Source organism: Hydrogenophaga sp. YM1 (assembly GCF_016903055.1).
GTDB classification, from domain to species: Bacteria; Pseudomonadota; Gammaproteobacteria; order Burkholderiales; family Burkholderiaceae_C; genus Hydrogenophaga; species Hydrogenophaga borbori.
In genome coordinates, this window is record NZ_CP070223.1 from 1,418,087 (window position 1) to 1,444,733 (window position 26,647).

Annotated in this window: 18 protein-coding genes; 5 read left to right on the forward strand and 13 right to left on the reverse strand. The window is 68.7% G+C overall.

The window, feature by feature from the left end:
• Positions 1 to 25: 25 nt before the first annotated feature.
• The 3 genes from JNX00_RS06870 to JNX00_RS06880 are packed head-to-tail and all read right to left on the reverse strand — an operon-like array spanning position 26 to position 2,021.
• Positions 26 to 580, reverse strand: coding sequence for a class I SAM-dependent methyltransferase (locus tag JNX00_RS06870; RefSeq protein ID WP_204744478.1), 555 nt, complete (start codon positions 578 to 580; stop codon positions 26 to 28).
• Positions 580 to 789 carry a hypothetical protein gene (locus JNX00_RS06875; protein WP_139147021.1) on the reverse strand — a complete coding sequence of 70 codons (210 nt, stop codon included), beginning with the start codon at positions 787 to 789 and terminating at the stop codon, positions 580 to 582. The genes JNX00_RS06870 and JNX00_RS06875 overlap by 1 nt, the downstream gene beginning before the upstream one ends.
• On the reverse strand, positions 786 to 2,021 hold the full coding sequence (locus JNX00_RS06880) for an MFS transporter (RefSeq protein ID WP_204744479.1): 1,236 nt from the start codon (positions 2,019 to 2,021) through the stop codon (positions 786 to 788). The genes JNX00_RS06875 and JNX00_RS06880 overlap by 4 nt, the downstream gene beginning before the upstream one ends.
• 168 nt (positions 2,022 to 2,189) lie before the next feature.
• On the opposite strand from JNX00_RS06880, the gene JNX00_RS06885 reads away from it, so the two are divergent.
• Genes JNX00_RS06885 through JNX00_RS06900 form a run of 4 tightly spaced genes read left to right on the forward strand, consistent with a single transcriptional unit; the run spans position 2,190 to position 7,850 of the window.
• Positions 2,190 to 4,157: a DNA topoisomerase IV subunit B gene (locus JNX00_RS06885; RefSeq protein WP_204744480.1), complete on the forward strand. Its 1,968-nt coding sequence runs from the start codon at positions 2,190 to 2,192 to the stop codon at positions 4,155 to 4,157.
• Positions 4,157 to 6,502, forward strand: coding sequence for a DNA topoisomerase IV subunit A (gene parC / locus JNX00_RS06890; RefSeq protein WP_204744481.1), 2,346 nt, complete (start codon positions 4,157 to 4,159; stop codon positions 6,500 to 6,502). The genes JNX00_RS06885 and parC overlap by 1 nt, the downstream gene beginning before the upstream one ends.
• 33 nt (positions 6,503 to 6,535) lie before the next feature.
• Positions 6,536 to 7,666, forward strand: a complete 1,131-nt coding sequence (locus JNX00_RS06895) for a crosslink repair DNA glycosylase YcaQ family protein (protein WP_204744482.1) — start codon at positions 6,536 to 6,538, stop codon at positions 7,664 to 7,666.
• A gap of 4 nt (positions 7,667 to 7,670) precedes the next feature.
• Positions 7,671 to 7,850 (forward strand): hypothetical protein, encoded by a 180-nt coding sequence (locus JNX00_RS06900; RefSeq protein WP_139147020.1) that lies wholly within the window; start codon positions 7,671 to 7,673, stop codon positions 7,848 to 7,850.
• Positions 7,851 to 7,867: 17 nt separating this feature from the next.
• Here JNX00_RS06900 and JNX00_RS06905 read toward each other — a convergent pair whose 3' ends face one another.
• The 8 genes from JNX00_RS06905 to JNX00_RS06940 all read right to left on the reverse strand — a co-directional run bounded on the left by JNX00_RS06905 (position 7,868) and on the right by JNX00_RS06940 (position 23,891).
• On the reverse strand, positions 7,868 to 8,335 hold the full coding sequence (locus JNX00_RS06905; RefSeq protein WP_070398778.1) for a RidA family protein: 468 nt from the start codon (positions 8,333 to 8,335) through the stop codon (positions 7,868 to 7,870).
• Between the two features lie 129 nt (positions 8,336 to 8,464).
• Positions 8,465 to 9,217 (reverse strand): hypothetical protein, encoded by a 753-nt coding sequence (locus JNX00_RS06910; RefSeq protein WP_204744483.1) that lies wholly within the window; start codon positions 9,215 to 9,217, stop codon positions 8,465 to 8,467.
• 10 nt (positions 9,218 to 9,227) lie between these two features.
• Positions 9,228 to 10,787, reverse strand: a complete 1,560-nt coding sequence (locus tag JNX00_RS06915; RefSeq protein ID WP_204744484.1) for a hypothetical protein — start codon at positions 10,785 to 10,787, stop codon at positions 9,228 to 9,230.
• A gap of 18 nt (positions 10,788 to 10,805) precedes the next feature.
• The gene (locus JNX00_RS06920) at positions 10,806 to 11,432 is read right to left on the reverse strand and encodes an FG-GAP repeat protein (RefSeq protein ID WP_204744485.1); all 627 of its coding nucleotides are present in this window, start codon (positions 11,430 to 11,432) and stop codon (positions 10,806 to 10,808) included.
• 1 nt (position 11,433) lies between these two features.
• On the reverse strand, positions 11,434 to 16,674 hold the full coding sequence (locus JNX00_RS06925) for a DUF6531 domain-containing protein (protein WP_204744486.1): 5,241 nt from the start codon (positions 16,672 to 16,674) through the stop codon (positions 11,434 to 11,436).
• Between the two features lie 175 nt (positions 16,675 to 16,849).
• A complete protein-coding gene (locus JNX00_RS06930) occupies positions 16,850 to 17,827 on the reverse strand; it encodes a transglutaminase family protein (protein WP_204744487.1) in 978 nt (325 codons plus the stop codon).
• 6 nt (positions 17,828 to 17,833) lie between these two features.
• Positions 17,834 to 20,422: a circularly permuted type 2 ATP-grasp protein gene (locus JNX00_RS06935; protein ID WP_070398775.1), complete on the reverse strand. Its 2,589-nt coding sequence runs from the start codon at positions 20,420 to 20,422 to the stop codon at positions 17,834 to 17,836.
• Between the two features lie 46 nt (positions 20,423 to 20,468).
• A complete protein-coding gene (locus JNX00_RS06940; RefSeq protein ID WP_204744488.1) occupies positions 20,469 to 23,891 on the reverse strand; it encodes a transglutaminase family protein in 3,423 nt (1,140 codons plus the stop codon).
• Positions 23,892 to 23,956: 65 nt separating this feature from the next.
• Here JNX00_RS06940 and JNX00_RS06945 point away from each other — a divergent pair, with 65 nt between their 5' ends.
• Positions 23,957 to 24,820 carry a ComEC/Rec2 family competence protein gene (locus JNX00_RS06945; protein ID WP_204744489.1) on the forward strand — a complete coding sequence of 288 codons (864 nt, stop codon included), beginning with the start codon at positions 23,957 to 23,959 and terminating at the stop codon, positions 24,818 to 24,820.
• 528 nt (positions 24,821 to 25,348) lie between these two features.
• Here JNX00_RS06945 and JNX00_RS06955 read toward each other — a convergent pair.
• The gene (locus tag JNX00_RS06955) at positions 25,349 to 25,900 is read right to left on the reverse strand and encodes an HAD domain-containing protein (protein ID WP_204744491.1); all 552 of its coding nucleotides are present in this window, start codon (positions 25,898 to 25,900) and stop codon (positions 25,349 to 25,351) included.
• A 263-nt stretch (positions 25,901 to 26,163) separates the two neighbouring features.
• Positions 26,164 to 26,511 carry a helix-turn-helix domain-containing protein gene (locus JNX00_RS06960; RefSeq protein WP_345774102.1) on the reverse strand — a complete coding sequence of 116 codons (348 nt, stop codon included), beginning with the start codon at positions 26,509 to 26,511 and terminating at the stop codon, positions 26,164 to 26,166.
• Positions 26,512 to 26,647: the final 136 nt, after the last annotated feature.

The following is a 26,647-nucleotide window of genomic DNA, read 5'->3' on the forward strand; positions in this document are numbered from 1 at the left end:
TCGAGGGGCGGATAAGCGGAGCATTCTACCCAGCGGCATCCAGGGGGTACCGAGCGGGTGCTGCCTCGCGGGAACGGGTTTCGCGCACCGCCGCCAGGCGCTGCACGAAGCGGTCGGGGGCCGCGCAGAAACCGTCTTCATAGGCCACGATGCGAAGACCGCTGGCGGCCGTGAGCAGTTCCCCGGGGCGCAGCAGGAAGTCGGGCCGCGAGGGCTTGCCGACGCTGGCGTGGTCGATGGCGAAGGTCTCGTAGATCAGCACGCCGCCCTCGGCCACGCTGTCCAGGAGGCGGGGCATCAGCGAGCGCCACAGGTAGTTGGTGACCACCACGCCGGCGAATCGCTGGCCCTCGAAAGGCCAGGGGCCGTTCTCGATGTCGGCCTGCACGGCGCGGCCCAGTCCCTGGATGGCGGCGATGGCCTCGGGGTCCCGGTCCACGCCCGTCACCGGGTGGCCGCGCTGCGCGAACCAGCGCAGGTGGCGTCCGTGGCCACACGCCACGTCCAGCACCGCACCGCCCGCCGGCACCAGGTGGGACCAGCGCCGTACCCAGGCCGATGGCGCTGGCGTGCCGTGCATCAGAAGCAGCTCCAGAGCCGGTCGGCGAGGTCCACGAGGAAGTCGGGCCGCTGGTACAGGGCGAACGTGGCCAGCAGGCCCGCGAGCGCCGCGGTCCAGACCAGGCCGCGCTGCCACAGCCGAGCCGCCGCCCGGCCGCCCGAAGGCGGCTCAGCCCCCCCGGGGGGCAGCGACCCGCACAGCGGCGGAGCGTGGGGGTCCATGTTCATGCGCTGGCTCCCACGCGCCGTGGCCCGCGCAGGATCGGCGCCTCGCGCACCGGCAGGTTCACGATGGCCGCGAACACGCCCAGGGCGATGGCGATGTACCAGACGATGTCGTAGCTGCCGGTCCGGTCGTAGAGGTAGCCGCCCAGCCACACGCCCAGGAAGCTGCCGATCTGGTGGCTGAAGAAGACGAAGCCGCCCAGCATGGACAGGTGGGCCACGCCGAAGATCTGCGCCACGGTGGCGTTGGTGGGCGGGATGGTGGACAGCCACAGCAGGCCCATCACCGAGGAGAACACGTACACGCTCAGGGGCGTGAGCGGCGCCCACAGGAAGCCGGCGATGGCGAGCGCGCGCGCCAGGTAAATGAAGGCCAGGATGTGGCGCTTGGCGATGCGCTGGCCCAGCGCGCCAGCGGCGTAGGTGCCGATGACGTTGAACAGGCCGATGAGCGCGAGCGCGTAGCTGGCCACCTGGGGCGACAGCCCGTTGTCCTTGAGGTAGCTGGGCATGTGCACGCCGATGAACACCACCTGGAAGCCGCAGACGAAATAGCCCGCCATCAGCAGCTGGAAGCTGCGGTACTGGAAGGCCTCGCGCAGGGCCTGGGCGATGGTCTGCTCGCGCCTGGCCGGCGCGCTGCCCGCGAAACCGGGCTCGCGCAGGCCCATGGCCAGCGGCGCGATCAGCAGCACCGCCACCGCCAGCACCAGCAGCGCGTTCTGCCAGCCCAGCCCCGCGATCAGCCAGCCTTCCACCGGCACCATGAGGAACTGGCCGAAGGAGCCGGCGGCCGCGGCCACACCCATGGCCCAGGAGCGGCGCTCGGCCGCGATCTGGCGGCCGATCACGCCGTAGATGACGGCGTAGGTGGTGCCGGCCTGGGCCGCGCCGATCAGCACCCCCGTGGTGAGCGCGAACGACAGGGTGGACGTGGACAGCGCCATGCCCGCCAGGCCCAGGGCATACAGGCCGGCGCACACCAGCAGCACGCGGAAGGCGCCGAAGCGGTCGGCCGCCATGCCGGCGAAGATGCCGAACACCCCCCAGGCCAGGTTCTGCACCGCCAGCGCGAAGGCGAAGGTCTCGCGCGTCCAGCCCTGGGCCTGGGTGATGGGCTGCAGCCACAGGCCGAAGCCGTGGCGGATGCCCATGGACAAGGTGACGATCAGGGCCCCGCAGAGCAGGACCTGGGTGGCGGAGAGGCGCGGCGCGCCCGGAGTGGCGGAGGTCATCGGCGGATTGTGCCCAAGGGCCATTCGCCCCGGGCGTCGCGGGGGAGGCAGGGGCGATTGAAATTTCTGCGCGTTTTTGTTGCGCGCAGGGCATCGCCGGCCCGCGCCGACAGAAGGGCTGGGAATCCATCCAGTGGTTTTCGCCGTCCGCCCCTACAATCCGCGCCCATGGCAAGCACCCCCTCCACCTATTCGGAAGGCTCCATCCGCGTCCTCAAGGGGCTGGAGCCGGTCAAGCAGCGGCCGGGCATGTACACCCGCACCGACAACCCGCTGCACATCATTCAGGAAGTGCTGGACAACGCGGCCGACGAGGCGCTGGCGGGGTTCGGCAAGAAGATCAAGGTCACGCTGCACGCCGACGGTTCGGTTGGCGTGGAAGACGAGGGCCGGGGCATTCCCTTCGGCCTGCACCCCGAGGAACAGGCCCCGGTGGTCGAACTGGTGTTCACCCGCCTGCACGCGGGCGGCAAGTTCGACAAGGGCAAGGGCGGCGCCTACAGCTTTTCGGGCGGCCTGCACGGCGTGGGCGTGAGCGTGACCAACGCGCTGTCCAAACGGCTGGAGGTCACCAGCTTTCGCGACGGCCAGGTGGCGCGCCTGGCCTTCTCCGGCGGCGACGTGATCGAGCCGCTGGCCGTGGCGCCGCGCGGCGAGGGCGACCGCAAGCAGGGCACCTCGGTGCGCGCCTGGCCCGATGCGAAGTACTTCGAATCGGCCGCGCTGCCCATGAACGAGCTGGTGCACCTGCTGCGCAGCAAGGCCGTGCTCATGCCTGGCGTGACCATGCAGCTGGTGGTCGAGAAGACGAAGGAGACGCAGACCTGGCAGTACAAGGGCGGCCTGCGCGACTACCTGCAGCAGACGCTCACCGCCGATCCGGTGATCCCCATGTTCGAGGGCGAGGGCTTCGCCGAGGCCGGCCACGACAGCTTCGCCGAGGGCGAGGGCGCCGCCTGGTGCGTGGCCTTCACCGAGGACGGCGCGCCCGTGCGCGAGAGCTACGTCAACCTCATCCCCACCAGCGCCGGCGGTACGCACGACAGCGGCCTGCGCGACGGCCTGTTCCAGGCGGTCAAGAGCTTCATCGAGCTGCACGCCCTGCTGCCCAAGGGCGTGAAGCTGCTGCCCGAGGACGTGTTCGCGCGCGCCAGCTACGTGCTCTCGGCCAAGGTGCTCGACCCGCAGTTCCAGGGCCAGATCAAGGAGCGCCTGAACTCGCGCGACGCGGTGCGCCTGGTGTCCAGCTTCGTGCGGCCTGCGCTGGAGCTCTGGCTCAACCAGCACGTGGAACACGGCAAGAAGCTGGCCGAACTGGCCATCAAGGCGGCGCAGACGCGCCAGCGCGCGGGCCAGAAGGTGGAGAAGCGCAAGGGCAGCGGCGTGGCCGTGCTGCCCGGCAAGCTCACCGACTGCGAAAGCCGCGACCTCAGCCACAACGAAATCTTCCTGGTCGAGGGCGACTCGGCCGGCGGCAGCGCCAAGATGGGCCGCGACAAGGAATGCCAGGCCATCCTGCCGCTGCGCGGCAAGGTGCTCAACACCTGGGAGGTGGAGCGTGACCGCCTGTTCGCCAACAACGAGATCCACGACATCGCGGTCGCCATCGGCGTCGACCCGCACGGCCCCAACGACTCGCCCGACCTGAGCGGCCTGCGCTACGGCAAGGTCTGCATCCTGTCCGACGCCGACGTCGACGGCTCGCACATCCAGGTGCTGCTGCTGACGCTGTTCTTCCGCCATTTCCCCAAGCTGATCGAATCGGGCAACGTCTACGTGGCGCGCCCGCCGCTGTTCCGCGTGGACATTCCCGCGCGCGGCAAGAAGCCCGCGGCCAAGGTGTACGCGCTGGACGAGGGCGAGCTGCACGCCGCGCTCGACAAGGCCGCCAAGGAAGGCGTGCCGGCCGAGAAATGCCAGGTCAGCCGCTTCAAGGGCCTGGGCGAGATGAGCGCCGAGCAGCTCTGGGACACCACGCTCAACCCCGACACCCGCCGCCTGCTGCCCGTCACCCTGGGCGCGCACGACTTCGCCACCACCGAGGCGCGCATCACCCAGCTGATGGGCAAGGGCGAAGCCGCGGCGCGGCGCGAACTCATGGAACTTCACGGTGACGCCGTGGAGGTGGATATCTGATGTCTGATGTGAACACCCCCGAACTGCCGCTGGCGCCCGCGGCCGAACCCGACGACAGCCTGGCGGCCTACGCCCAGCGCGCCTACCTCGAGTACGCGCTGTCCGTCGTCAAGGGCCGCGCGCTGCCCGACGTGTGCGACGGCCAGAAGCCGGTGCAGCGGCGCATCCTCTACAGCATGGAGCGCATGGGCCTGGGCTACAGCGGCAACGCGGCCGCGCGCCCGGTCAAGAGCGCGCGCGTGGTCGGCGACGTGCTCGGCCGCTTCCACCCGCACGGCGACCAGGCCGCCTACGACGCCCTGGTGCGCATGGCGCAGGACTTCGCGCAGCGCTACCCCCTCATCGACGGCCAGGGCAACTTCGGCTCGCGCGACGGCGACGGCGCCGCGGCCATGCGCTACACCGAGGCCCGCCTGGCCAAGATCAGCGGCCTGCTGCTCGACGAGATCGACGAGGGCACGGTGGACTTCGTGCCCAACTACGACGGCTCCACCACCGAGCCGCGGCAGCTGCCCGCGCGCCTGCCCTTCAACCTGCTCAACGGCGCCAGCGGCATCGCCGTGGGCCTGGCCACCGAGGTGCCCAGCCACAACCTGCGCGAGGTCGCCGAGGCCTGCGTGGCGCTGATCAAGAGTCCCAGGCTCAGCGACGAAGAGCTGTTCGCCCTGGTGCCCGGCCCCGACTACCCGGGCGGCGGCCAGATCATCAGCCCGGCCGGCGACATCGCCGACGCCTACCGCAGCGGCCGCGGCAGCCTCAAGGTGCGCGCGCGCTGGAAGATCGAGGACCTGGCGCGCGGCCAGTGGCAGATGGTGGTGACCGAGCTGCCGCCGGGCACCAGCACGCAGAAGGTGCTGGAAGAGATCGAAGAGCTCACCAACCCCAAGCTCAAGACCGGCAAGAAGGCGATCACGCAGGAGCAGAACCAGCTCAAGGCCAGCATCCTCGCGGTGCTCGACGGCGTGCGCGACGAGTCCAGCAAGGACGCGCCGGTGCGCCTGGTGTTCGAGCCCAAGAGCAGCCGCATCGAGCAGCAGGAGCTCATCACGCAACTGCTGGCGCACACCAGCCTGGAAACCTCGGCGCCGATCAACCTCACGGTGATCGGGCTCGACGGCCGGCCGGTGCAAAAATCGCTGCGGCAGATGCTGGTGGAGTGGATCGAATTCCGCCAGACCACCATCAAGCGCCGCTCCCAGCACCGCCTCGACAAGGTGCTGGACCGCATCCACATCCTCGAAGGCCGGCAGCTCGTGCTGCTCAACATCGACGAGGTGATCCGCATCATCCGCCACAGCGACGAGCCCAAGGCCGCGCTGATCGAGGCCTTCCGGCTCAGCGACCGCCAGGCCGAGGACATCCTCGAAATCCGCCTGCGCCAGCTCGCGCGGCTGGAGGCGATCAAGATCGAGCAGGAACTCAAGAACCTGCGCGAGGAACAGGCGAAGCTGGAGGACATCCTCGCCAACCCCGCGAGCCTCAAGCGCCTGATGGTCAGGGAGATCGAGGCCGACACCAAGGCCTTCGCCGACGAGCGCCGCACGCTGATCCAGGCGGAGAAGAAGGCCGTGGCCGAGATCAAGGTGGTGGACGAGCCGGTCACCGTGGTGGTGTCCAGCAAGGGCTGGGTGCGCGCGCGCACCGGCCACGGCCACGAGGCCTCGGCCTTCGCCTTCAAGGCCGGCGACGGCCTGTACGGCACCTTCGAATGCCGCACGGTGGACGTGCTCATCGTGATCGGCAGCAACGGCCGCGTCTATTCGGTGCCCGTGGCCAGCCTGCCCGGCGCGCGCGGCGACGGCCAGCCCGTCACCACGCTGATCGACCTGGAAAGCGGCACCCAGCCGCTGCACTACTTCGCGGGACCGGCGAACGCGGCGCTGCTGCTGTCCAGCAGCGGCGGCTACGGCTTCATCGCCACGGTGGAGTCCATGGTGTCGCGCCAGCGCGGCGGCAAGACCTTCATCAGCCTGGGCGAGGGCGAGACGCCCTGCGCGCCCTCGCACGCGGCCTTCTCCTCAGGCGGTCAGCCGCTGGTGCCGGCCACGCACGTGTGCTGCGCCTCCACGGGCGGGCGCATCCTCACCTTCGAGATCACCGAACTCAAGCAGATGGACAAGGGCGGCCGCGGCCTCATGCTGATCGACCTGGAGCCCAAGGACACCTTGGCCGGCGCCGCCGCCTACATCCGCAGCGTGAAGATCGAAGGCGTCGGCCGCGGCGGCAAGGAGCGCGAGGAAACGCTGGAGATCCGCAGCCTGAACAACGCCCGCGCCGCGCGCGGCCGCAAGGGCAAGGCGGCGGACCTGGGTTTCAAACCTTCGCGGGTCACGCGGGTCGAGTAAGCCGCGCGGCCACACCGGTTCCTTCCGTTGCCGATGGCCAAGCCCCTGACCCTCGACGCGCTGCGCCGCCACGCGATCGCGCGCAGCCTGTTCAGGCCGCTGGCGCTGCCGGCCGCGGTGCGCCGGCTGGGCTTCGTGCAGGCCGACCCCATGCGCGCGCCGGCGCGCGCGCAGGACCTCATCCTGTTCCAGCGCGTGCGCGACTACCGCGCGGGCGACCTGGAGCGCCGCTACGAGCGCCTGGGCCTGGAGGAAGACGCCTTCGTCAACTACGGCTTCGTGCCGCGCGGCATGCTGGCCCTGCTGCACCCGCGCACGCCGCGCCAGGCCTGGGACGCCGACACCACCCAGCGCGCGCGGGCCGTGCTCGATTTCGTGCGCGAGCGCGGCCTGGCGCACCCGCGCGAGGTGGGCGAGGCCTTCGCCCACCACGGCCGCGTGGCCGGCTACTGGGGCGGCGACCTGAACGCCAGCACGCGCCTGCTGGACCACATGCACTACCACGGCTGGCTGCGCGTGCGCCGGCGCGAAGGCGGCACGCGGCTGTACGAGGCCATGGAGCACGCCGTGCAGGACGACAGTCCCGCCGCGCGGCGGGCGCGCGCCGAGGCGCTGGTCGACACCATCGTGAACCTCTACGCGCCGCTGCCCGCGCCCAGCCTCGGCTACCTGGTCACGCTGCTGCGCTACGGCGCGCCGCAGCTCGCGGCCGAGGCCCGCGCCGTGGCCACGGCCGCGCGCACGCGCTACGGCCACGCGGTGGTCGACGGTACCACCTGGTTCTGGCCGGCCGACGAAAACCCCGCCTCGCGCCGCCACCAGCCGGATGGGACAGGCCTGCGACTGCTCGCGCCCTTCGACCCCGTGGTGTGGGACCGCCGCCGCTTCGAAATGTTGTGGGGCTGGGCTTACCGCTTCGAGGCCTACCTGCCCGCGCCCCGGCGCACCATGGGCCACTACGCGCTGCCGCTGCTGTGGGGAGAACAGGTGCTGGGCTGGGCCAATCTGCGCCTGGAGCGCGGGCGCCTGGTGCGCGAGCTGGGCTTCGTGTCGGGCCGGGCGCCGCACGACGCCGCCTTCAAGCGCGCGCTCGACGAGGAGCTGGCGCGCTTCGAGGCATTTCTGTCGGGTTATGGGCGCGCCGTGGGCGGGCCCCAGGAGTGAAACGATGCCATCTGGCGAACTCACCGGCGTGGTGATCGCGGTCGCGGTTGGGGTGCTGGCGTTCGCCGTGTCCCGCTACGCCACGAGGTACTTCACCCAGCGGCGCGCGGAACGGGAGAAGGCGAAGCAAGCCGCCGGCCAGAGCCGGCAGGTGCGGCGCGCGAACGCGCGCCGCCAACGCTGAACCTCAGGCGCCGAGCCTCAGTTCAGCTCCGCGATCAACTCGATCTCCACGCAGGCCCCCATGGGGAGCTGCGCCACGCCGAAGGCGCTGCGCGCGTGCAGGCCGGCGTCGCCGAAGACCTCGCCCAGCAGCTCGCTGCAGCCGTTGGTGACCAGGTGCTGTTCGGTGAAAGTGGGGGCGCTGTTGACCAGGCTCATGACCTTGACGATGCGCTTGACGTCGTCCAGCGTCTTGCCCGAGGCCTGGCAGGCGGCCTGCAGCGTGCCCATGAGGGCGATGGCGACGCTGCGCGCGGCCTCCTTGCCCTCGTCGGTTTCCATGGTCAGGCCCAGCTGCCCGACCCAGGCCTTGTTGTCCTTGCGGGCGATGTTGCCGCTGATGAACACCAGCTGGCCGGTCTGCACGAAGGGCACATAGGCGGCGGCTGGGGTGGCCACGGGGGGCAGGGTGATGCCCAGTTGCTTGAGCTTGGCGAGTGCGCTCATCGGTCGCTCCTAGGGAATGGGAATGGCGAAAAAGAGCGGGCCATTCTAGTGGCGCCCCATGGGCGTGATGGATGGCTGCGTGCGAGGGACACGCCGCGGCTTCTTTGGCTGGGCCCAACACCTCGACGCTCAATCGGCGTAAGGAAACGCCAAATCCACCCCTGCACGTTGGGCCTCCTCGGCCCAGATGCGCTTGACCACCGCGCGGGGCAGGTACCTGGAGGTATAGAGGAAGGGCTCGACCTCGGTGGCGTACTGACTCTCTTCATCGACGTTGCCGGCTTTGTGAGCGGCGAACGAGGCGCGCATCATCTGGCGGAAATGAAAGGCGTCGTCGCCGGGCCCCAGCCCCGCAATGAGATTGCCTTGCCATATGCGCGAGTAGATGGCGGCGGAGTGGGATTCGGTGTCCCAGTAAACCGTGAAAGAGCTGCCTTCGTAGTCAATCGAGCGTTTTCCTCCCCCAAAGGGCTTGAAGCCCTGCGCTGTTCGCAAATGGATTTCTCGCGGTTGGAACAGCAATATGGGCTTGCCCTTCACGTTTCCGTACGGCTCCTTTTCGCTCGAGACGATCGCATCGCACCAGCCATCACCGTCGACGTCCACCCAAGTCACGTCGATGACATCCTCCTTGCGCCATCGCGCATCGGACTCTTTGATCCGTTTCTTGAAATAGGGGTCGTTCCATAGTCTCGGGTCAAAATCGAGTTTTCCCGGAGAAAACAACTTCCAAGCTTTCATGTCCCGTCTGCACGCGGGCAGATCGATCGTCAACCCCGTGGCTTCGGTGTTCGAAGGGTTTGATGGCTCCTGCCCCTGCACGGGTCCCGAGGCAACGATCAACAACGTCGTGGCGATCGCTATCCAACCAGCTTGTGTCATTACGCTTCTCCTATTGCTTCGGTTTGATGGGGTCGAGTGCCAGTCGTGGCGCGTTCATGACGTCGCAGGGCATCTTGGCGGTATCGCTCCAGATGCCCACCAATCCCTTCGCATACTCAAAGTTCCGCGCCATCGACAAGGTCGTGGCGTCCGAACCCGCGTTATGGAAGTAGCCGATGCGCGCCACGATGTCCTCTTCCGTCTCATCGGGGTACTTGATCCTGTACGCCGCGTACTTCCATCGAATCTCGCGGTCGGAGATCAGATCGAATTTCTGTCGGCTCTTGAACAAGGCACTTGGCGCATCTAATAGCACCGCCTTAAGCGTTTTGTCCGTGAAGACGGCGGCCGAGGCAAAGCCCTGCCAACCTTCGTTCCAGTTCGCAGGCTGCTTCAGGTAGAGACGAAACCCGTCGCGCGTGATCCGCAGATTGGCCAGCAGCGCATCGAATTGCTGTTCCTTTGTCGTGGCAACACCTTGCGCCTGCTCCTTAAGGCTTTCTTTTCTCAGCAATGCATAGGCTTCATCGGGGCTTCCTCTGGCGGTCTTGCGAAGCTCATTCATCAAATCAAACATCTTCGCCCACTTCACCATCCTGACGTACATACCGTACGCCTCACTGCTCGTGCTGCCGGGCGTATGGCTGAAGCCTGTTTCCTTGGCGAACTGCTGCACTTGGCTGTCGCTGGCGGGGTCGATCGGCGTGTTCGCCGTCAAACGGGTTCTCCAACCCACAATACGTTTTCCCTTGTAGGTTCCACCGAGGACGTAGACGGCACGCTGCAGCGCCTGGTCCAAGCGCTGTCTCAATCCCGTGTCCTGCCCCTGCGCATCGATCAACCCCAAGGCCTTCTTCTCCTCGTCGTTCAAATTCGCCTGGCTGTTGAACAAGGCTTGATAGACCAGGTTCTGGTTCGTGCTGGGTTTGCGCACATCCGAGAACGTCAGCATTCGGTCCACAAAGGTGGAGACCACGAACTGGGTGGAGCCGTAGCTGGCCGGTGTGCCCGCGGGGTTCTGCGCCAACGCAGCGCAGCCCGTCTTGCTGCAGTCCATCCCGCCGGACTCCTTGATCTGCACCGCGCGCTTGAGCCGCTGGAACGCGCGCTCGGGCGTCATCGCCTGCTGGCACGTCAAGCTGTCCGTGCCCTGGTCGATGCGCTGACCACCCGGCTCGTCGTTGATGCCTGCGATACCACCCGGCGAGAGCGTGAGTCCGCGCAGCTTCACGCTCGGCAGCACGAGCTGGTCGTCGGCCACGCCTGCCGCCGCGTTGCCACCGGAGCACGCCGCCGCGGTGTACTTGCGCGTGACGTCACCGAAGGTCTGCAGGTCCTCCAGCAGCTGCAGGGCGGCGGCATCGTCGATCTCTTGCGTGAAGCTGTCGGGCGAGAGCATGTCGTTGACGTAGTGGGCAACGAAGGCCTGCACGGTGTCCTGGGCCTTCGGCTGGGACGAATTCCACTGCGCATACGCCTTGGACGAGGCGCCCAGCGGGTTGGCGGAGGAGCCGAGGAAGCTGCCGCGCGGGTCGTAGAGCACCTGCGTGAGGGCGTTGGCGCCGCCCATGTCGCGCAGCCGTATCGATCACTTTTTTGACCGATCGCATCGCTGGCCTACGGTCGAGTAATAGAAAGTGATAACGGCGTCGCGGGTCACGTCATCGACCTTCTTGAAGGCATCGACTTCGTTGTCCCAGCGGTGGACGGAAACGTATTCTCGGCAACCTAGGGCCACATACTCCAGACCATCCGGACCGATCCCGAGTACGTAAGGTGCTCCACCGGACTTCGGGTAAATCATGGTGACCTCAGTGAGGTCCACGTTCTGGTCTGGAGAAACTCTGAAATCCGAACCAAACAGCGTTGCACCCGTTTCTTTCAAAGGCGGCCGCCATCTTTTTGGACCACCCAGCGTCATGATTTCATCCAAAAAGTAGGATTCCATTTTCGAGTTCATTGGATATGGAACAGCCCACGCGAAATCGCACCATCCATCGCCGTTGAAGTCGGCCACCAAGGGTGAATACCAGCCGGTCTCGATCGCGCCCTTGGACTCCGATCCTCGTTCGGCGTGAAGTTTGGGTCGCTTTGCAGGAGGCGTCTTGCATGTCGGCGGCTCCATTACTAGGTCCAGGGAGACCTGCGCTGCAGCCTCTGTTTCAAGAGCAACAATTGCCAATCCACCCAGCATCAGTACAAAAACTTTTCTCATTTCAATTCAGCTTCAACGGCTGCATTTCAAGCCCGGTCACACGCGTCAATTCTTCGCCACATCGCAAAGCATTCCAGTCGCCCCGCCCTTTAAGCCGTGTGAATTCATCCACATAACTCTGCACTCCAGGCGAGAGTTCCATTCTTGGCATAGTGATTCGGCGAACACTCCCCCAGTTGTGCATTGCCGCCACACGCTGAGCCAAATCAATCTCAATTTCGCGCTGACGCTGATGATATGCAATGGACCCCGGTGCTTCCTTGTTCAAAAAATGACCGCGAAGCGAAGATGCGTCCATCACCACTGACAGATTATTTTTAAGGAATGTTTTGGAGACAAAACCATATTCATCTTGACTGGAGTACAACCACATCAGCCATTCTGCGAAACTTGACTGCCCGTCGCCGTCAAGTATGCGCGTCGCAGCCGCTGCCGCGAAGGCGTTTCTTGCTTCGGCTTCTGTGCGAGCCCGCCCCTCCGGGATGAAACCAAGCATGTCGACGAATTCAGACTGATTCAAACCCGTTTCATTTTGAAATTTCGAATGCTCTTGCTCAGACAAAGAGTTCCACACCTGGTTTGCCTGCTGTGCAGCAAGGCCACTTCCGAAACCGGTTTTCGAACTCCGGATTTTTTTGAGGACGTTTGCAGTTGCCGTAGCACGCTCATTCGCAATCCCCACCATATCCAACATGGTTCCCATCGAGCCATTCGGTAGTCGCACGGGCTGATCCAGGCGCAATTGGTGGCGTTGTTGCGCGCTCAAGCCCTTGGCCATCGTCCTGAGCGTTCTGAGAAACGTCTCCACCACGAACTGTGTGCGCCCATAGCTGGCGTAGTACTCGTGCCCGTTGATCTTGATGGCGGTGTTGCTGCGGCAGCCGTTGTTGGCCGAGCAGTCCTTGTAGATGGCGGACGTCGCGGGAGATTCCTGCAGCTCCGCTGCGGCTTCGTACTTGGCGATGCGCCGCCGCTCCTCGTCGTTGGCATACGCCACGGGCAAGGTCGTGGGGCGATTGCAGTTGAGGATGCGCTGGGCGTTGGCCTGGTTGCCCGGCAGGCCCGTCAGCGGCGGCTCCTTCTCGCGATCGACGTGGATGTCTGTCTCCCCTGGCGCGAACCGAATCGGCGGCAGCAGCGCCGCGCGCGACGGACACGATCGCCCAAAGACCTGTTCCCGATCGGCCTGGATGTAGCTGGCGATCAAGGCGGTGGCGTCGTCGTCGCTCATGTTGTCGATGGTGAATTCGGGAATGGCGATGAGCGCCTCGCCGTAGTGCTGGAAGAAGTCCGCCGCCATGGGGTTGTCCGCGCCGCCCCAGGCGCTGGCGGCTTGCCCACCGCCCAGGAAGTTGCCTCCGACGTCCACGAGCAAGGCACTGGCCGCCCGCGCGTACTCATTGCGCTTCTGGCCCAGCGCACTGGCGTCCCCGCCGCCCTGCACGTCGTCGACGATGAAGGCCCAGCGCGCCTTGACGAAGCCCTGGTCGATGCCCAGCGCCTTGTCTTTGGCGTCGGTGGTGATGGCGAAGTAGCGGATGCGCGCCGCGCCATCGGGATCGAAGTACGCGTCGGGGCGCCCGCCCGCGTAGGCGTAGAGGTCCAGCAGCAGGCCCGCGGGCAGATCGTTGATGGCGTCGGCGATGCCGGCTGGGTCGGGGCTGATGAAGCGGCCTTGTGTCGGCTCGAAGAAGCGCGCGCCGTGGTAGCTCAGGCCGCTGTCGGCGTCGTGGACCTGGCCGACGTAGCGCAGGGGTTGGTGGATGCGGGGCGACTGGCCGTCGTCGCGCCTTTCGTCTGGTCCTTCGGACGGCCCTGCGCCTCGCTCCGCGCCTCGTTCGCCGTCGCGCCAGACGGTCCGCCCCTGCTCGCTCACGCTGAGCACGCGCCCGGCGCGCGTGGTGTGCAGGTGGCGGGCTTCTGGGCCGAGCAGCCAGGCGGTGAAGCGCTGCCAGGCGCTGGCGGGCTGCAGCGGGATCTGCGCCACGGGGCGGTAGCCCAGGTGGACGTGGGCATACGTCAAGCGGCCCTGGGCGTCGGCTTCGGCCACGAGGCGGCTGTCTTCGTACAGGCTCAGGCTGGCGAGGACCTGGCCCTTGGCCTCGCTCACGAGCTGGATGACGCGGCGCCCGCGCGCGTCGTAGAGGTAGTCGCTGTGGCCGCCGTCTTCTCTCTCGGTTCGTTCGAGCTGTCCGGCCGCGTTCCAGTGCAGGCGCTGAACGCCTTGGCTGGTGCTGATGCGGCTGGGTAGGCCCGCGCTGTCGTGTTCTTGCCCCGGCGGGGCGAGCCAGGACGCCGTGTCGCTCCCGGCGAGGCCGCTTCGGCTGGTCTCTGGCTGTGCCGGTGGCGGGACGGGTTCGAAGCGGTCGACGCTGCCGTCCCCATGGGTGATGGCCGTGGCGTAGCGCAGCGCCCCCAGGTCCTGCCAGCGGATGTCGCGCACGATGTCGCGCCCGCCGCCGAGCCAGGCCGGCAGCGCGCCTTCGGTGCGGATGCGGGTGACCGGCCCACCCAGCGGCCTGGACAGTGGTCCATCCAGCGGTGCATCGCTGGGTAGGTACGCGATGCCCAGGCGGCGCCCATCGGCACCGGTGAGCGTGCGGCTCAGGCGCCCGTCCGCTTCGCGGCGGTAGGCCAGGCTCAACTGGATGGGCTCGGGCAAGGCGGCCCGCAGTGCCCCGGCGGGCTCGATGCGCAGGGTTTCGCTGGCCAGGGCGCCGCGTTCGTCGTAGCTCAGGCGGGTGATGCGTTGACCGTACTTGTCGCTGATGCGTTCTTCGGCAAGGCGCTCATGCTCGTAGCGGCGCTCGATGACTTGCTCTGCGGTGGTGCCGGCCTCAGCACCGGGAGCGAAGCGCTCCAGGCGCACGAGCCGCCCCGCCAGGTCCCAGCGGGCGCGCTGGCGTGCGCCTCTGGGGTCGATGGTCAGGAGGAGACGCCCGGCCTCGTCGTGGCGCGCGAACTGCCAGCCTTGGCCGGGGTGGCGGATGGCCACGACGCGAGCGAAGTCGTCGAGCCGGCGCTGGGCCTGGGCGTGGGGGGTGGCGAAGCCGAGCACGCTGGACTCGGCCACGCTGCCCGGTGGGCCCCAGGTGGCGCTGAGCAGCGCTTCACTGTCGTCGCCTGACGCTGTCCCTGAGGCTGCCCCTGCCACCGTTCGCCAGGCCACGGGCCGGGCCCAGGGGTCGTGCTCGATGAGAAGGTCCGCGCGGCCGCTTAGGCCTGCGTGGCCGTTCAGGTCCGCGTTGGGCGCTGCGCTCTGCTGGGGCGCGTCCCAGACTGGCACCGGCTGGGGCAGTGGCAGGCTCAGCCCATCCGGCCCGCTGAGGCCGACGATGCGCCCGCTCTCGGGCTCGCGGTGCACATCCAGGGGTCGTGGGCCGGGGCGCACGATGCGCTGCAGGTGGTCGGCGCGCGCGTCCCATTCGTAGCGGGTGATGTCCGAGTCCTCGGGTCGGCTGGTCGGGCCGTTGGGCAAGGGGCCATCGACGCTCGATAACACGCTGCGTCCGTTGATCTGGGCGTAGCCGTAGGTGGTGCTGCGCCGGATGGCCACCCCTTGTGGATTGAACTGACCCTGTTCGTCGACCGGGCTGAAGCCCTCTTCGGTGACCTCGACAGGCTGCATCGCGGCGTTGTAGGCAATGCGGGTGAGCCGCTCCTTGCCCGGGACCACGCTGGGCGTGGCGATGAGCACGGGTTGTGGGCTGGGTACCGCATACGGATCGCTCGCATCGATGGCCGCGTACTCGTAGCGCGCGCGCCATTGGGCTGGTTGGGCTTTGCCGTTCTGGTAGGTGATGGTGCTGACCTTGACCGGGCGGCCGTAGGCGTCGCGTTCGGTGCGGGTGCTGCGCAGGGGGTGGCCCTTCTCGTCGAGGGTGGTCTCTTCGATGAGCCGACCCACGCGGTCGTAGCCGTAGCGCCGGTTGCCCGGAGTACAACTCGCGCAGCCCGGGCCGATGGCTTGCAGCAGGCGCGGCTCGCCGGCGATGGTGGTGCTGGTGTAGACGGTCCTCTGGCCCAGGCTGTTGGCGAGCACGGTGGTGCGCTGCCCGTGCTCGGTGGGTCCGTGTTGCAGGCTCACCTGATCCTGGCCCGTGGCGACCGCCGTGCCAGTCGTACCAGTCGTGCTCGAAGGGCGTTCGCCCTTGAAGCTGAGCACGGCGCGGCGCTCTTCGTCGTAGGCCCAGGTGTTTAGGCGCTCGTTGCGGGCTTGGCCATGGCGGCTCAGCCGCTGTGCGCTGATGCCGGTGAGCAGCGTCGGAAAGCGCGGGTCTTCGTAGTGGTAGCGGCGGCTGCGCATCTCCGAGGCCGCGCCACCTTCACTCGGCGCCTGCGCCGGATAGATGACCTGGCTGAGGTTGGCGATGGGCTCGCTGGGCCTGGCGCTGGAGCCCTCGGGCAGTTGCCCGCCGTGTTCATAAACAAACCGCCCCACGGGCGTGTCGATGCCCTGCACGCCGCGGTAGCGCTGCGGGTCCTGGGCGCTGGCCTTGTCCAGCACATGCAGGCGCAGGCGCCGCCCGGCGGGGTCGATCACTTCGCTGAGCCAGCCACGCCCGTCGTAGCGCAGGCTGAGGAATTCGCCGCTGGGCGCGCGGATCTGCTCCAGCTGGCCCCGGGTGTTGAAGCGCAGCTGGCGCCCGTCGGCCCAGCGCCAGAGGTACTCGCTGCCGCGCGGCGTGTGCAGTCGGTGCACCAGGCCTTGCAGCGGGTTCAGGCCACGGTAGAGATCGCCTTGGCCCTGGCCTGGGCCTTGGCGTTCGTCTGGAGGCAGGGCGAAGGCGATGCGCGTGCCATCGGCCTGCACGACTTCCAGCGTGCCCGCCAGCGCACCGGTGCCCACGCGCAGCGTGGTCTCGTAGCTCAGGCGCCAGCCGCGCCCGAGCAGGTGGCGCTCGGTGTCGGCGCTGTTGTAGTAGCGGATGAGTTCCAGGCCGAGCACGCCGGGCAGCGCGGGCATGTCCACCTCGCGCTGGAACTTGTTGCCGCCCAGCACATTGAGGGGGTTGCCCGCGCCGCTGTCCACGCCCGAGGTGTTGCCCAGGGTGGCCGCGCCCGCCCCGCCGCAGGGGCTGCCGGTGCTGGGGGCACCGGCGCAGCAGCTCACGCTGGGGTCGCAGGCGGCTTGGGCCGTCGGCAGCTGACCGAAGAGCAGCACAAGGGCGAGAAGGCCCGACCCATGTTGGGCGCGGCTGCGCGCGGCCTTGAGCCCCTCCCACAGGTGATGTCTGTGCATGCCCCGTCCCCCCGATGCGATCCGAAACGCCCGTGCCGGCGGCACGAGCGCGCGATCACATCAGGCGAGGGCCCAGGGCGTCTGGACTGCCGGCGGGGGCTTTAACCAAAATTCACGAATCGCCAGGCCGCGTGCCCACCTGAGCGACGGGTTGGCCCGCGCGTGGCGGAAGGGATCAGGGAGGCGGCGCTGTTGCGCCGGGCATCGCTTGTGTGGGTGTATCCAGGTCACGGCCTTCCAGCTCGTCCGGCGGGGCCACGGTCACGGCCACGTCCAGCGTGTGCTGGGCGCCGCCCTGGATGACGCCGCGCATGGGCGAGACGTCGCTGAAATCGCGGCCGATGGCCAGGGTCACGTAGTCCTCGCCCGGGCTGCCCCAGCCGCAGCGGTTGTTGGTGGGGTCGAAGTCGAACCACTCACCGTCGCCGCCGTCCTCGCGCGGTACGTAGACGGCGGCCCAGGCGTGCGAGGCGTCGGCACCGATGAGGCGCGGCTGGCCGGGCGGCGGCTGGGTGAGCAGGTAGCCGCTGACGTAGCGCGCGGGCAGCCCCAGGCTGCGCAGGCAGCCGATCATGATGTGGGCGAAGTCCTGGCACACGCCCCGGCCCTGGGCCAGGGCCTCCAGCGGCGGCGTGCTGACCTCGGTGCTGGCGCTGTCGTACTGCAGTTCGCCGTGGATGCGCTCCATGAGCGCGCGCGCCGCCTGCAGCACCGGCGCGCCGGTCGCGAAGGCCGGGCGCGCCCACTGGACGAAGGCCTCGTCGCGTTCCACCAGGGGCGAAGCGAACAGGAACTCGGCCGCGGCCTCGTAGGGCGCATTGACGCGGTAGCGGAAGTGCTCGCGCACGCGCTCCCAGGTCATGCCACGCCAGGGCGCGTCTTCGGGCAGGGGGCGCGGCGCGGCGGTCATCACCGTGCTGTCGGCCAGCACGCTCAAGGTGTCGTGCGGCGCCTGCTGGGCGAAGAAGCGGCGCTGGTTGCCGAAGGCGTCGGTGCTCTGGTGCATCGTGGCCGGCTCGGGCTCGATCGCGATGCGGTGCGACAGCACGCGCTGCAGCGCGCTGGCGCGCGGGCTCAGGTGCAGCATGTGCTGCGCCATGTCCACCGCGCTCTGGTAGCGATAGGTGGTGCGGTGCAGGACGCGGAGTTTCATGGCCGTTCAGATGGACAGCGTCTGGCTGCGCCGGTCGGCGTGGCTGAAGTGCAGGCGCGTGATCTCGTCGGAGAGCTCGACCGCCGCGGCCTCGCAGTCTTCCAGCACGCGCAGCAGCGCGCCCCAGACGCGGCGGCCGTCGGCGTCGCGCTGCCAGTTGCTCAGCTCGGCGAGCTGCCAGCCGGCCGGGTCGGGCAGGCCGCGCGCGAGTTCGGCGTCCTGCGGCGCCACGCTCTGACCCAGACGGGCCAGCCGCGCGCGCAGGGTTTGCACCACCCAGGCCAGCGAGCGCGGGTTGTCGCGGTCGAGCACCAGCAGGTCGATCAGCGCCACCATGTCGCGGCGCTGCTGGTACTGGGCGTGGAAGGTGATGGTGCTGTCGAACAGCGCCACCATGGCCTCGAAGCCGGCGGGTTCATGCACGCTGCCGGTTTGCAGGCCCAGCGCCAGCGCGCGCGACAGCGTGGCCAGGCGCTCGATGTGGCGGCCGATGGACAGCAGGCGCCAGCCGTCGTCGCGCACCATGCGGTCGGTCTGCGAGCCGGTGATGGCGGCCAGCTGCTGGCTGGCCTCCTGCAGCAGCAGCTGCGCGCCGCCGGTGTTGAAGTCGCCGTTGTCGAGCAGCCGCGCGGCGCCGGCCGCGAAGCCGGTCCGCAGACGCTCGATCAGGTTCCAGTGCTCGCGCGACAGCCGCTCGCGCACCTGCGCGGCGGCGTTGGCCAGGGCGCCGAGGTTGAAGCCCACGCTGAAGGAGCTGGCGGCGGCCGGGTCCTGCGGGTGGGGCGCCAGGTTGGCCATCAGGGAGCGCGCGAACACGCGCGAGGAGTGCAGGGCGTCGGGCACGTCGGCCAGCACCAGTGCGTTCTCCCGCGAGACCTCGGTCAGCCAGGCCAGCAGGGCCTGCGTGCCGGGTTCCTCGCCGTCGAGCTGGTCGAGCACGGTTTCGGCCAGGCGCACGGTGTTTTCGGCGCGTTCGGTGTAGCGGCCCAGCCAGAACAGGTTTTCGGCCGCGCGGCTGGTGACGGGCTGCTTCTGTTGCGCGATGGCGAAGGAGCTGGGCTGGCCGCTCAGCAGGCTGGTGGGGTCCACCGCGCCGTCGGTGAGCACCCAGCAGTCGGCGCTGCTGCCGCCGCGCTGCATGGCGGCCACCAGCTGGCCGCGCGGCGCCAGGCGCACCAGGCCACCGGGCAGCACGCGCCAGGAACCGGCGCCATCGGCCAGCGCGAACACGCGCAGCATGGCCGAGCGTGGCATGAGCCGGTCGCCCGTCCAGGTGGGGGTCTGCGAGAGCGGCAGCCAGGACTGCACGGTGTGCTGCTCGGGTTGGCGCACCAGGCGGCCGGTCCATTCGTCGATCTCGCGCGGCGTCAGGCCCTGGCCGATCACGGTGTCGGACCCGCCGCCGGGGTAGGTGGCCTTGATCACGCCGTCCCTGAGCAGGGGCAGCACGCCGCGCAGCGCGGCGTCTTCGCCGCACCACCAGGTGGCCAGCGAGGGCAGGGCCAGCGGCTCGCCCAGCAGGTGCTCGCTGATGGCGGGCAGGAAACCGAGCAGCGCGCTCGACTCCAGCGGCGCCGAGCCCGGCGCGTTGGCCAGCACCAGGTGGCCGGCGCGCAGCACCTGCAGCAGGCCGGGCACGCCGAGGGTGGAGTCGGGGCGCAGCTCCAGCGGGTCCAGCCACGGGTCGTCCACGCGCTTGATGAGGGCGTGCACCGGCTCCAGGCCCGCCAGGGTCTTGAGGAACAGGCGCTCGTCGCGCACGGTGAGGTCGTTGCCTTCCACCAGCGTGAGGCCCAGGTAGCGCGCCAGGTAGGCGTGCTCGAAATAGGTTTCGTTGTACGGACCGGGCGTGAGCAGGGCGATGCGCGCGTTCTCGCCTTCGGGCGCCAGGGACTTGATGCCGTCCATGAGCGCGCGGTAGCTGGCGGCCAGGCGCTGCACCCGCAGGCCGGCGAAGGCCTTGGGGAACTGGCGGCCGATGGCGATGCGGTTCTCGAGCAGGTAGCCCAGGCCGGAGGGCGCCTGGGTGCGCTGGCCCACCACCCACCAGCGTCCGTCGGGGCCGTGGGCCAGGTCGAAGCCGACGATGTGCAGCCAGGTGCCGCCGCGCGGGCGCACGCCCTGCATGGCGCGCAGGTAGCCCGGGTGGCCCTGCACCAGGGCGGCGGGCAGCAGGCCGCGCTGCAGCAGTTCGCGCGGGCCGTAGAGATCGGCCATCACGGCGTTGAGCAGGCGCGCGCGCTGCAGCACGCCGGCTTCGATCTGCGCCCAGTCGCCCGGGCCCAGGATCATGGGAAAGAGGTCCAGCGCCCAGGGCCGCTGCAGGCCACTGTCGTCGGCGTAGACGTTGTAGGTGACGCCGTTGTCGCGGATCTGGCGCCGCAGGTTCTCGGCGCGGCGGTTCAGGTCGGCCAGGCCTTCGGTGCCGGTGTGGTCGAAGAAGGCGGACCAGCTGGGGGCCAGGCCGTGCGGGCCATCGCCCAGCAGCTCGTCGAGGTGTCCCGGGTCGGCCGGCACGGCCAGAGACAGGGCCCATTCGCCCGGCCGCTCGGGGGCCAGGGGGCCGAAAAGGGAATCGTCAGGATCGGCGTTCACGGCGCGCAGTATGCCTGCGCGCCCCTGGCGGGCGGCCGGGCGAGGCTCACGTTCTCAGGTCCAGCGTGCAGGGGAATTCGCGGTTCACGGCGGCGGGCGCCACGCGCAGTCGGCCGGGCGTGTGGCCCATCGGGAAGAAGCGCGACAGGCGGCGGCTTTCGGCCTCGTAGGCGTTGACCGGAAAGCTGTCGTAGCTGCGTCCGCCGGGGTGGCTCACGTGGTACTGGCCACCGCCCAGGGAGCGCTGCATCCAGGTGTCGACGATGTCGAAGGTGAGCGGCGCGTGCACGCCGATGCCGGGGTGCAGGGCCGAGGGCGGCGCCCAGGCCTTGTAGCGCACGCCGGCCACATAGTCGCCGGCCGTGCCGGTGTGGTGCAGTGGCAGCGCGCGGCCGTTGCAGGTAACGGCGTAGCGCCGGTCGGTCCAGCCGCGCACGCGCACCTCCAGGCGTTCGAGCGAGGAGTCGACGTAGCGCACGGTGCCGCCGATGGCGCCTTCTTCGCCCATCACGTGCCAGGGCTCCAGCGCGCCGCGCAGCGTGAGTTCGATGCCGCGCACCGCGAGCTCGCCGATGAGCGGGAAGCGGAATTCGAAGTGCGGTTCGAACCAGGCCATGTCGAAGGCATAGCCGGCCTCGCTCAGCTCGGCCAGCACGTCCTCGAAGTCCAGGCGCAGGTAGGTGGGCAGCATCCAGCGGTCGTGCAGTTCGGTGCCCCAGCGCGCCAGCGGCGCACGGTAAGGCTGTTGCCAGAAGCGCGCGACCAGCGCGCGCAGCAGCAGCTGCTGGGCCACGCTCATGCGCGCATGCGGTGGCATCTCGAAGGCGCGCAGCTCCAGCAGGCCCAGGCGGCCGGCGGGGCCGTCGGGTGAGTAGAGCTTGTCGATGCAGAACTCGCTGCGGTGCGTGTTGCCAGTGACGTCGATGAGGATGTTGCGCAGCGTGCGGTCCACCAGCCAGGGCGGCATGTGTTCGCCATGCACCTGGCGCGCCCGCTCGATCTGCGCCAGCGCGATCTCCAGTTCGTGCAGCTGGTCGTTGCGCGCCTCGTCCACGCGTGGGGCCTGGCTGGTGGGGCCGATGAACAGGCCGCTGAACAGGTAGCTCAGCGCGGGGTGGTTGTGCCAGTAGGCCACCAGGCTGCCCAGCAGCTCGGGCCGGCGCAGGAAGGGCGAGTCGGCTGGCGTGGCGCCACCGAGCACGATGTGGTTGCCACCGCCGGTGCCGGTGTGGCGGCCATCGGTCATGAACTTCTCGGCGCACAGGCGCGTCTGGTGCGCGGCCTCGTAGAGAAATTCGGTGTGCTCCACCAGTTCGCTCCAGTTGTGCGCCGGGTGGATGTTGACCTCGATCACGCCGGGGTCGGGCGTCACCTGCAGCGTTTTCAGGCGCGGGTCGCGCGGCGGCGGGTAGCCCTCGAGCACCACCTTCACGCCCAGCCGATCGGCCGTGGCCTCGACGGCGGCGAGCAGGTCGAGGTAGTCCTCCAGCCGCGCCAGCGGCGGCATGAAGACATAGAGGTGCTGCCCTTGGCCGCCTTTGTCCTTCTCGGCCTTGGGGCCGTTGGCGCGCTGCGGGTCGCGCGCTTCCACGCACAGCGCGGTGCGCGTGAGCCAGCCGGCCGATTCGCCGCGCCGCGGGTGGTGCGAGGACAGGCCCTGGGCCTGGGCCGAGGGGCCGCTGCCGGGCCAGCCGCGCGCCGCCGCCACGTCCGGCGGCGCGCCGGCCGCCGCGTGCGCCTGCCATTGCGCGCGCACGGGGGCGCCGCGCGGCAGCGGCGCGCGCGGCGCGAACGGGTCTTGTTCGATGGTCTGGGGCCGGTCGCCGGCCGCCGCCCAGGGCAGCGAGTCCAGCGGCAGCCGGTAGCCCATGGGGGAGTCGCCCGGCACCAGGTACAGGCGCTCGTCGCGGAAGAACCAGGGGCCGGTGGACCACACCGTGCCGCCCAGGGCCGGGTGGCCGGCGTTGGCCTGCAGCGGCAGCACGTAGCCCACCACGCTGGACAGGCCCTGCTCGAACACGCGGCGCAGGCGCAGGCGCTCCAGCTCGTCGTCGAGCCGGCTGTCGAAGGGGTCCACGTTCACGGGCAGGCGGCGTTCGCGCCAGAGGTAGTACCAGGTGTCTTCGTGGCCCGCGGTGATGTATTGCGTGCTCAGGCCCAGCCGGCGCGCCAGCGCCTGCGCGAAGCGGCGAGCGTCGTCGCTGGTGCAGTGGGCCTCGTCGCGCTCGTCGGCCAGCAGCGCGGGATTGTTCCAGCACGGCTCGCCGTCGGCGCGCCAGAACACCGAGAGCGCCCAGCGCGGCAGCTGCTCGCCCGGGTACCACTTGCCCTGGCCCATGTGCACGAAGCCGCCCTGGCCGTAGCGCTCGCGCAGGCGGCCCAGCAGCTCGGTGGCGTAGCCGCGCTTGGTGGGGCCCAGGGCCTCGGTGTTCCACTCGGCGGCGTCGCGGTCGCTGGTGGCCACGTAGGTGGGCTCGCCGCCCTGGGTGAGGCGCACGTCGTGCCGCGTCAGGTCCGCGTCGACCTGGTCGCCCAGCGCGAGCACGGCGGCCCATTGCTCATCGGTGTAGGGCCGGGTGACGCGCGGCGATTCGTGCACGCGGCGCACGGTCATGTGGTGCTCGAAGGCCACCTCGCACTCGTCCACTGCGCCTTCCACGGGCGCGGCGCTGCCGGGCTGCGGCGTGCAGGCCAGGGGAATGTGGCCCTCGCCCGCGAGCAGGCCGGAGGTCGGGTCCAGGCCGATCCAGCCCGCGCCGGGCAGGAAGACCTCGCACCAGGCGTGCAGGTCGGTGAAGTCGCGCTCGGGGCCGCTGGGGCCGTCGATGGATTTCACGTCGGGCGCGAGCTGGATGAGGTAGCCCGAGACGAAGCGCGCCGCCAGCCCCAGGTGGCGCAGCAGCTGCACCAGCAGCCAGCCGCTGTCGCGGCAGGAGCCGCGCTGCCGCTGCAGCGTTTCCTCCGGCGTCTGCACGCCGGGCTCCATGCGGATGGTGTAGTCGATGTCGCGCCGCAGGCGCTGGTTGATGTCGACCAGGCAATCGATGGTGCGGCGCCGGTCGCGGGCGATGCCCGCGAGGTAGGCCGCCAGCCGCGGCGTGAGCGGCTCGGCAGCCAGATACGGTGCCAGTTCGCGCCGCTGCGCCTCGGCATACTCGAACGGGAACTGCTCGGCCTGCGGCTCCAGGAAGAAGTCGAACGGGTTGTGCACCGCCATCTCGACCACGAGATCGATGGTGATCTTGAACTCGGTGGTGGGCTCGGGAAACACCAGGCGGGCCTGGTGGTTGGCGAACGGGTCCTGCTGCCAGTTGACGAAATGGGTGGCGGGCTCGACGCGCTGCGAATACGAGAGCACCTTGGTCCGGCTGTGCGGGGCCGGCCGCAGGCGCACCACCTGAGGCCCCAGGCGCACCAGGCGGTCGTACCGGTAGTGGGTGATGTGGCTCAGGGCGACGTGGATGGCCATGAAAAGGCTTTCAGGGAAAGGGATGACGCGGGATCGCGCGAGCGCCTCCACGCGGTTGAAAAATCATGCTAGCAAGTCTTGCGCCATTGCGCGATGACGTCTGCGCGCCGGCGCCACCGCGCGCCTGGCGCCCGGGCTGGGCCCTGGCCGGCGGGGTGCTGGGCACGGCCGCGCAGCTGCAGCAGCCGGACCTGTGGGGGTGGGGGGTCTGTATCGGCATCACCGTGGCGGGCCTGCTGGCGCTGGCCTTGCGGGGACGCCTGGCCTGGTTGCTGGCGGGCGCGGCGCTGGCCTTTGGCGGCGCGGGCTTGCGCGCCCTGTCGCTGTCCGAGCAGGCCCTGGCGGGCGCGCTGGAGGGACGCGACATCGCGGTGGTCGGGCGCGTGGCGTCCCTGCCGGTGAAAGACCCGCAGGGGGAGCGCGTCGAATTCATCGTCGAGCGCGCCAGCCTGGACGGCCGGCCCGTGCCGCTGCCGCCGCGCCTGCTGCTGGGCTGGACCGGTGGACCCCCCGCCGGGGGCGATCGTCCCGGCCGCCCGGGGGCCTGGGCGGTGGCGCACCCCAACCCGGGCCTGGTGGCCGGCGAGCGCTGGGCTTTCGAGGTGCGGCTCAAGCGCGCGCACGGCAGCCTCAACCCGCACGGCTTCGACCGCGAGCGCTGGCTGTGGGAGCGCGGCATCCTGGCCACCGGCTACGTGCGCGCCGGCCCGCGCGACCCGGTGCCCCAGCGCCTGGGACAGACCTGGCTGCACCCGGTGGACCTGGCGCGCCAGCGCGTGGCCGACGCCATGGGCGAGCGCCTGGGCCACTCGCGCGCGGCGGGCGTGCTGGCGGCGCTCGCGGTGGGCGACCAGTCGGCCATCGAGCTGGAGACCGACATTAAAGACATTTCCTGTTTCTCCCCTTGCGACCATCTCCTAGGGGCGTGAAACTGACATTGAAGTCTTTAACTGCTACGGGTCCGTCTGGCACATTGACTGACATTGAAGTCGTTACCTGGAGCCGTTATGGAGAATTATGTGGATCTCCATAATGGCGAAGCCCTATGGGAACCGGCCTACATTCGGCACTGAGCCCTACGCCGCTAATACGCGCTCACGCCTCTCACAGAAGGAGTGTCTCGACGCCTTTGGTTTCCACAAGCTGCAGGAGTCTGGCTGCTGCACCCCTTGGATGCTTGCCGGCACCATGTGACTCCCACCTCTGAATGGTCGAGACGCTCACGTGCATGAGCGAGGCGAATGCCACTCGGCTCATTCGCGCGACATTGGTCCTGACACAGGCAACCCGCTCTGGGGGATAGTCCAGCGGTCTTGTGAAGGGCGCCTGAGCATCGGGCATGTTCGACCTGGAAACTAAGCCGGAGCGGCTTGGGTACGCGGCGTTCTCCTGAAGTTGGGGGAGCGTCGAGCCTTTTTACCGCTTCTCTTTGGCATGGCCGACCACCCGTCTCCAGCTCATCCACGCAGCGCTCGCCGAATTCGGTCCACATGCGACGGTTGGAGACCGACCCCCACGTCGCAGAGCACCAATCGACCAGCCTTGTCGATATGCGACCCCTCCAGCTCCGTTCCTGACAAATAGTCGTCAAGGACGACGTACCGCTCGCCCCGGTGGTGTTGCGTGAGCCATCGGTCGATAGCACGCAGTCGGGACTCGCCAGAGTTCTGCGCCGCCTCGCACTCATCATGGAGTGCTTCGGCCAACGCGCCAAGGCCGCAGGCCAGAAAAATCCGCTCAAAGCTACTTCGTTCGAGAAGTCGGATCCAGCTTGTCGTGAGCACGATGCGAGGTCGGTGCTCGCGAAGGACGCCCAACAGAACTTCAGTGGCGTCTTGAGCGAACAACTTTTCCCAGAGGTCAACCGGGTGCGACTGCACGAGGACGTCATAGCCGCCATACGGGTTGTTCATGCAGATAACGTCGTCCAAATCCAGAAACACGAGGGGTTGGCTTGGAGTGGCCAATCGCGACGGCTCAAGCGTGGGCAAAGGGACGGTAACGCTCATGAAGGGGGTGTAAGGGGGGTTGACGAAATATATCGTATTCGATATGTTTTGCTGGCGCCAGCACTGACGCTTCGATGAATGAGCTTGCGAACGAACGGCGGTCGTGGAGGTTGCGCCCACCACGCGGACATGGAGATGACCACCCCGTACGAACGCACCCGCGCAGTTGTGCAAACGCTGCGACTCCTCAAGCGCTTGTTTGATCCAAAAGCTGCACCGCGCGTGCCACGGTGGGTTCGAGCACAAGCAAAGTAACTACTGTGTCAAGTCTCAGCGAAGGGCTTCTTGCGCACACGGCGAGGTGTCTCCAGCTGCGCATCCAGCAGGCGCCGCCCAACAACATCGTCTTGCGCAACCTTGGATAGGTCGGTTTCAAGGTTCAGGGTAGTAAGCACGCGAAGGTACGTACCCATCGTCACCGAAGGGGCACCGCGTTCGACCTTCGTGAGCGTCTGACGAGAAACATCAGCGCGCGCAGCGACAAGCGATGCGGTAAACCTTCTGCGTAGTCGAGCTTGCCGTATGCGCTGTCCGAGTTCAGCTAGCAACTTTCTCTGTGGCGGATAGAGAAGGGGGGACGAGGATGGCATAACGGAAACCATTGGGTGCATAGGAGCGAAGAAGCGCAAATAATGGTTGTCATTGCATTGCCAGATGCCCTTAAGCGTCAGCGCAGGGAGACATGACTCTCGAACTGAAGCAGCTACCTCTGTGCAGTCTTGGCGGAACGGAAGCGCGCCCTCAGTA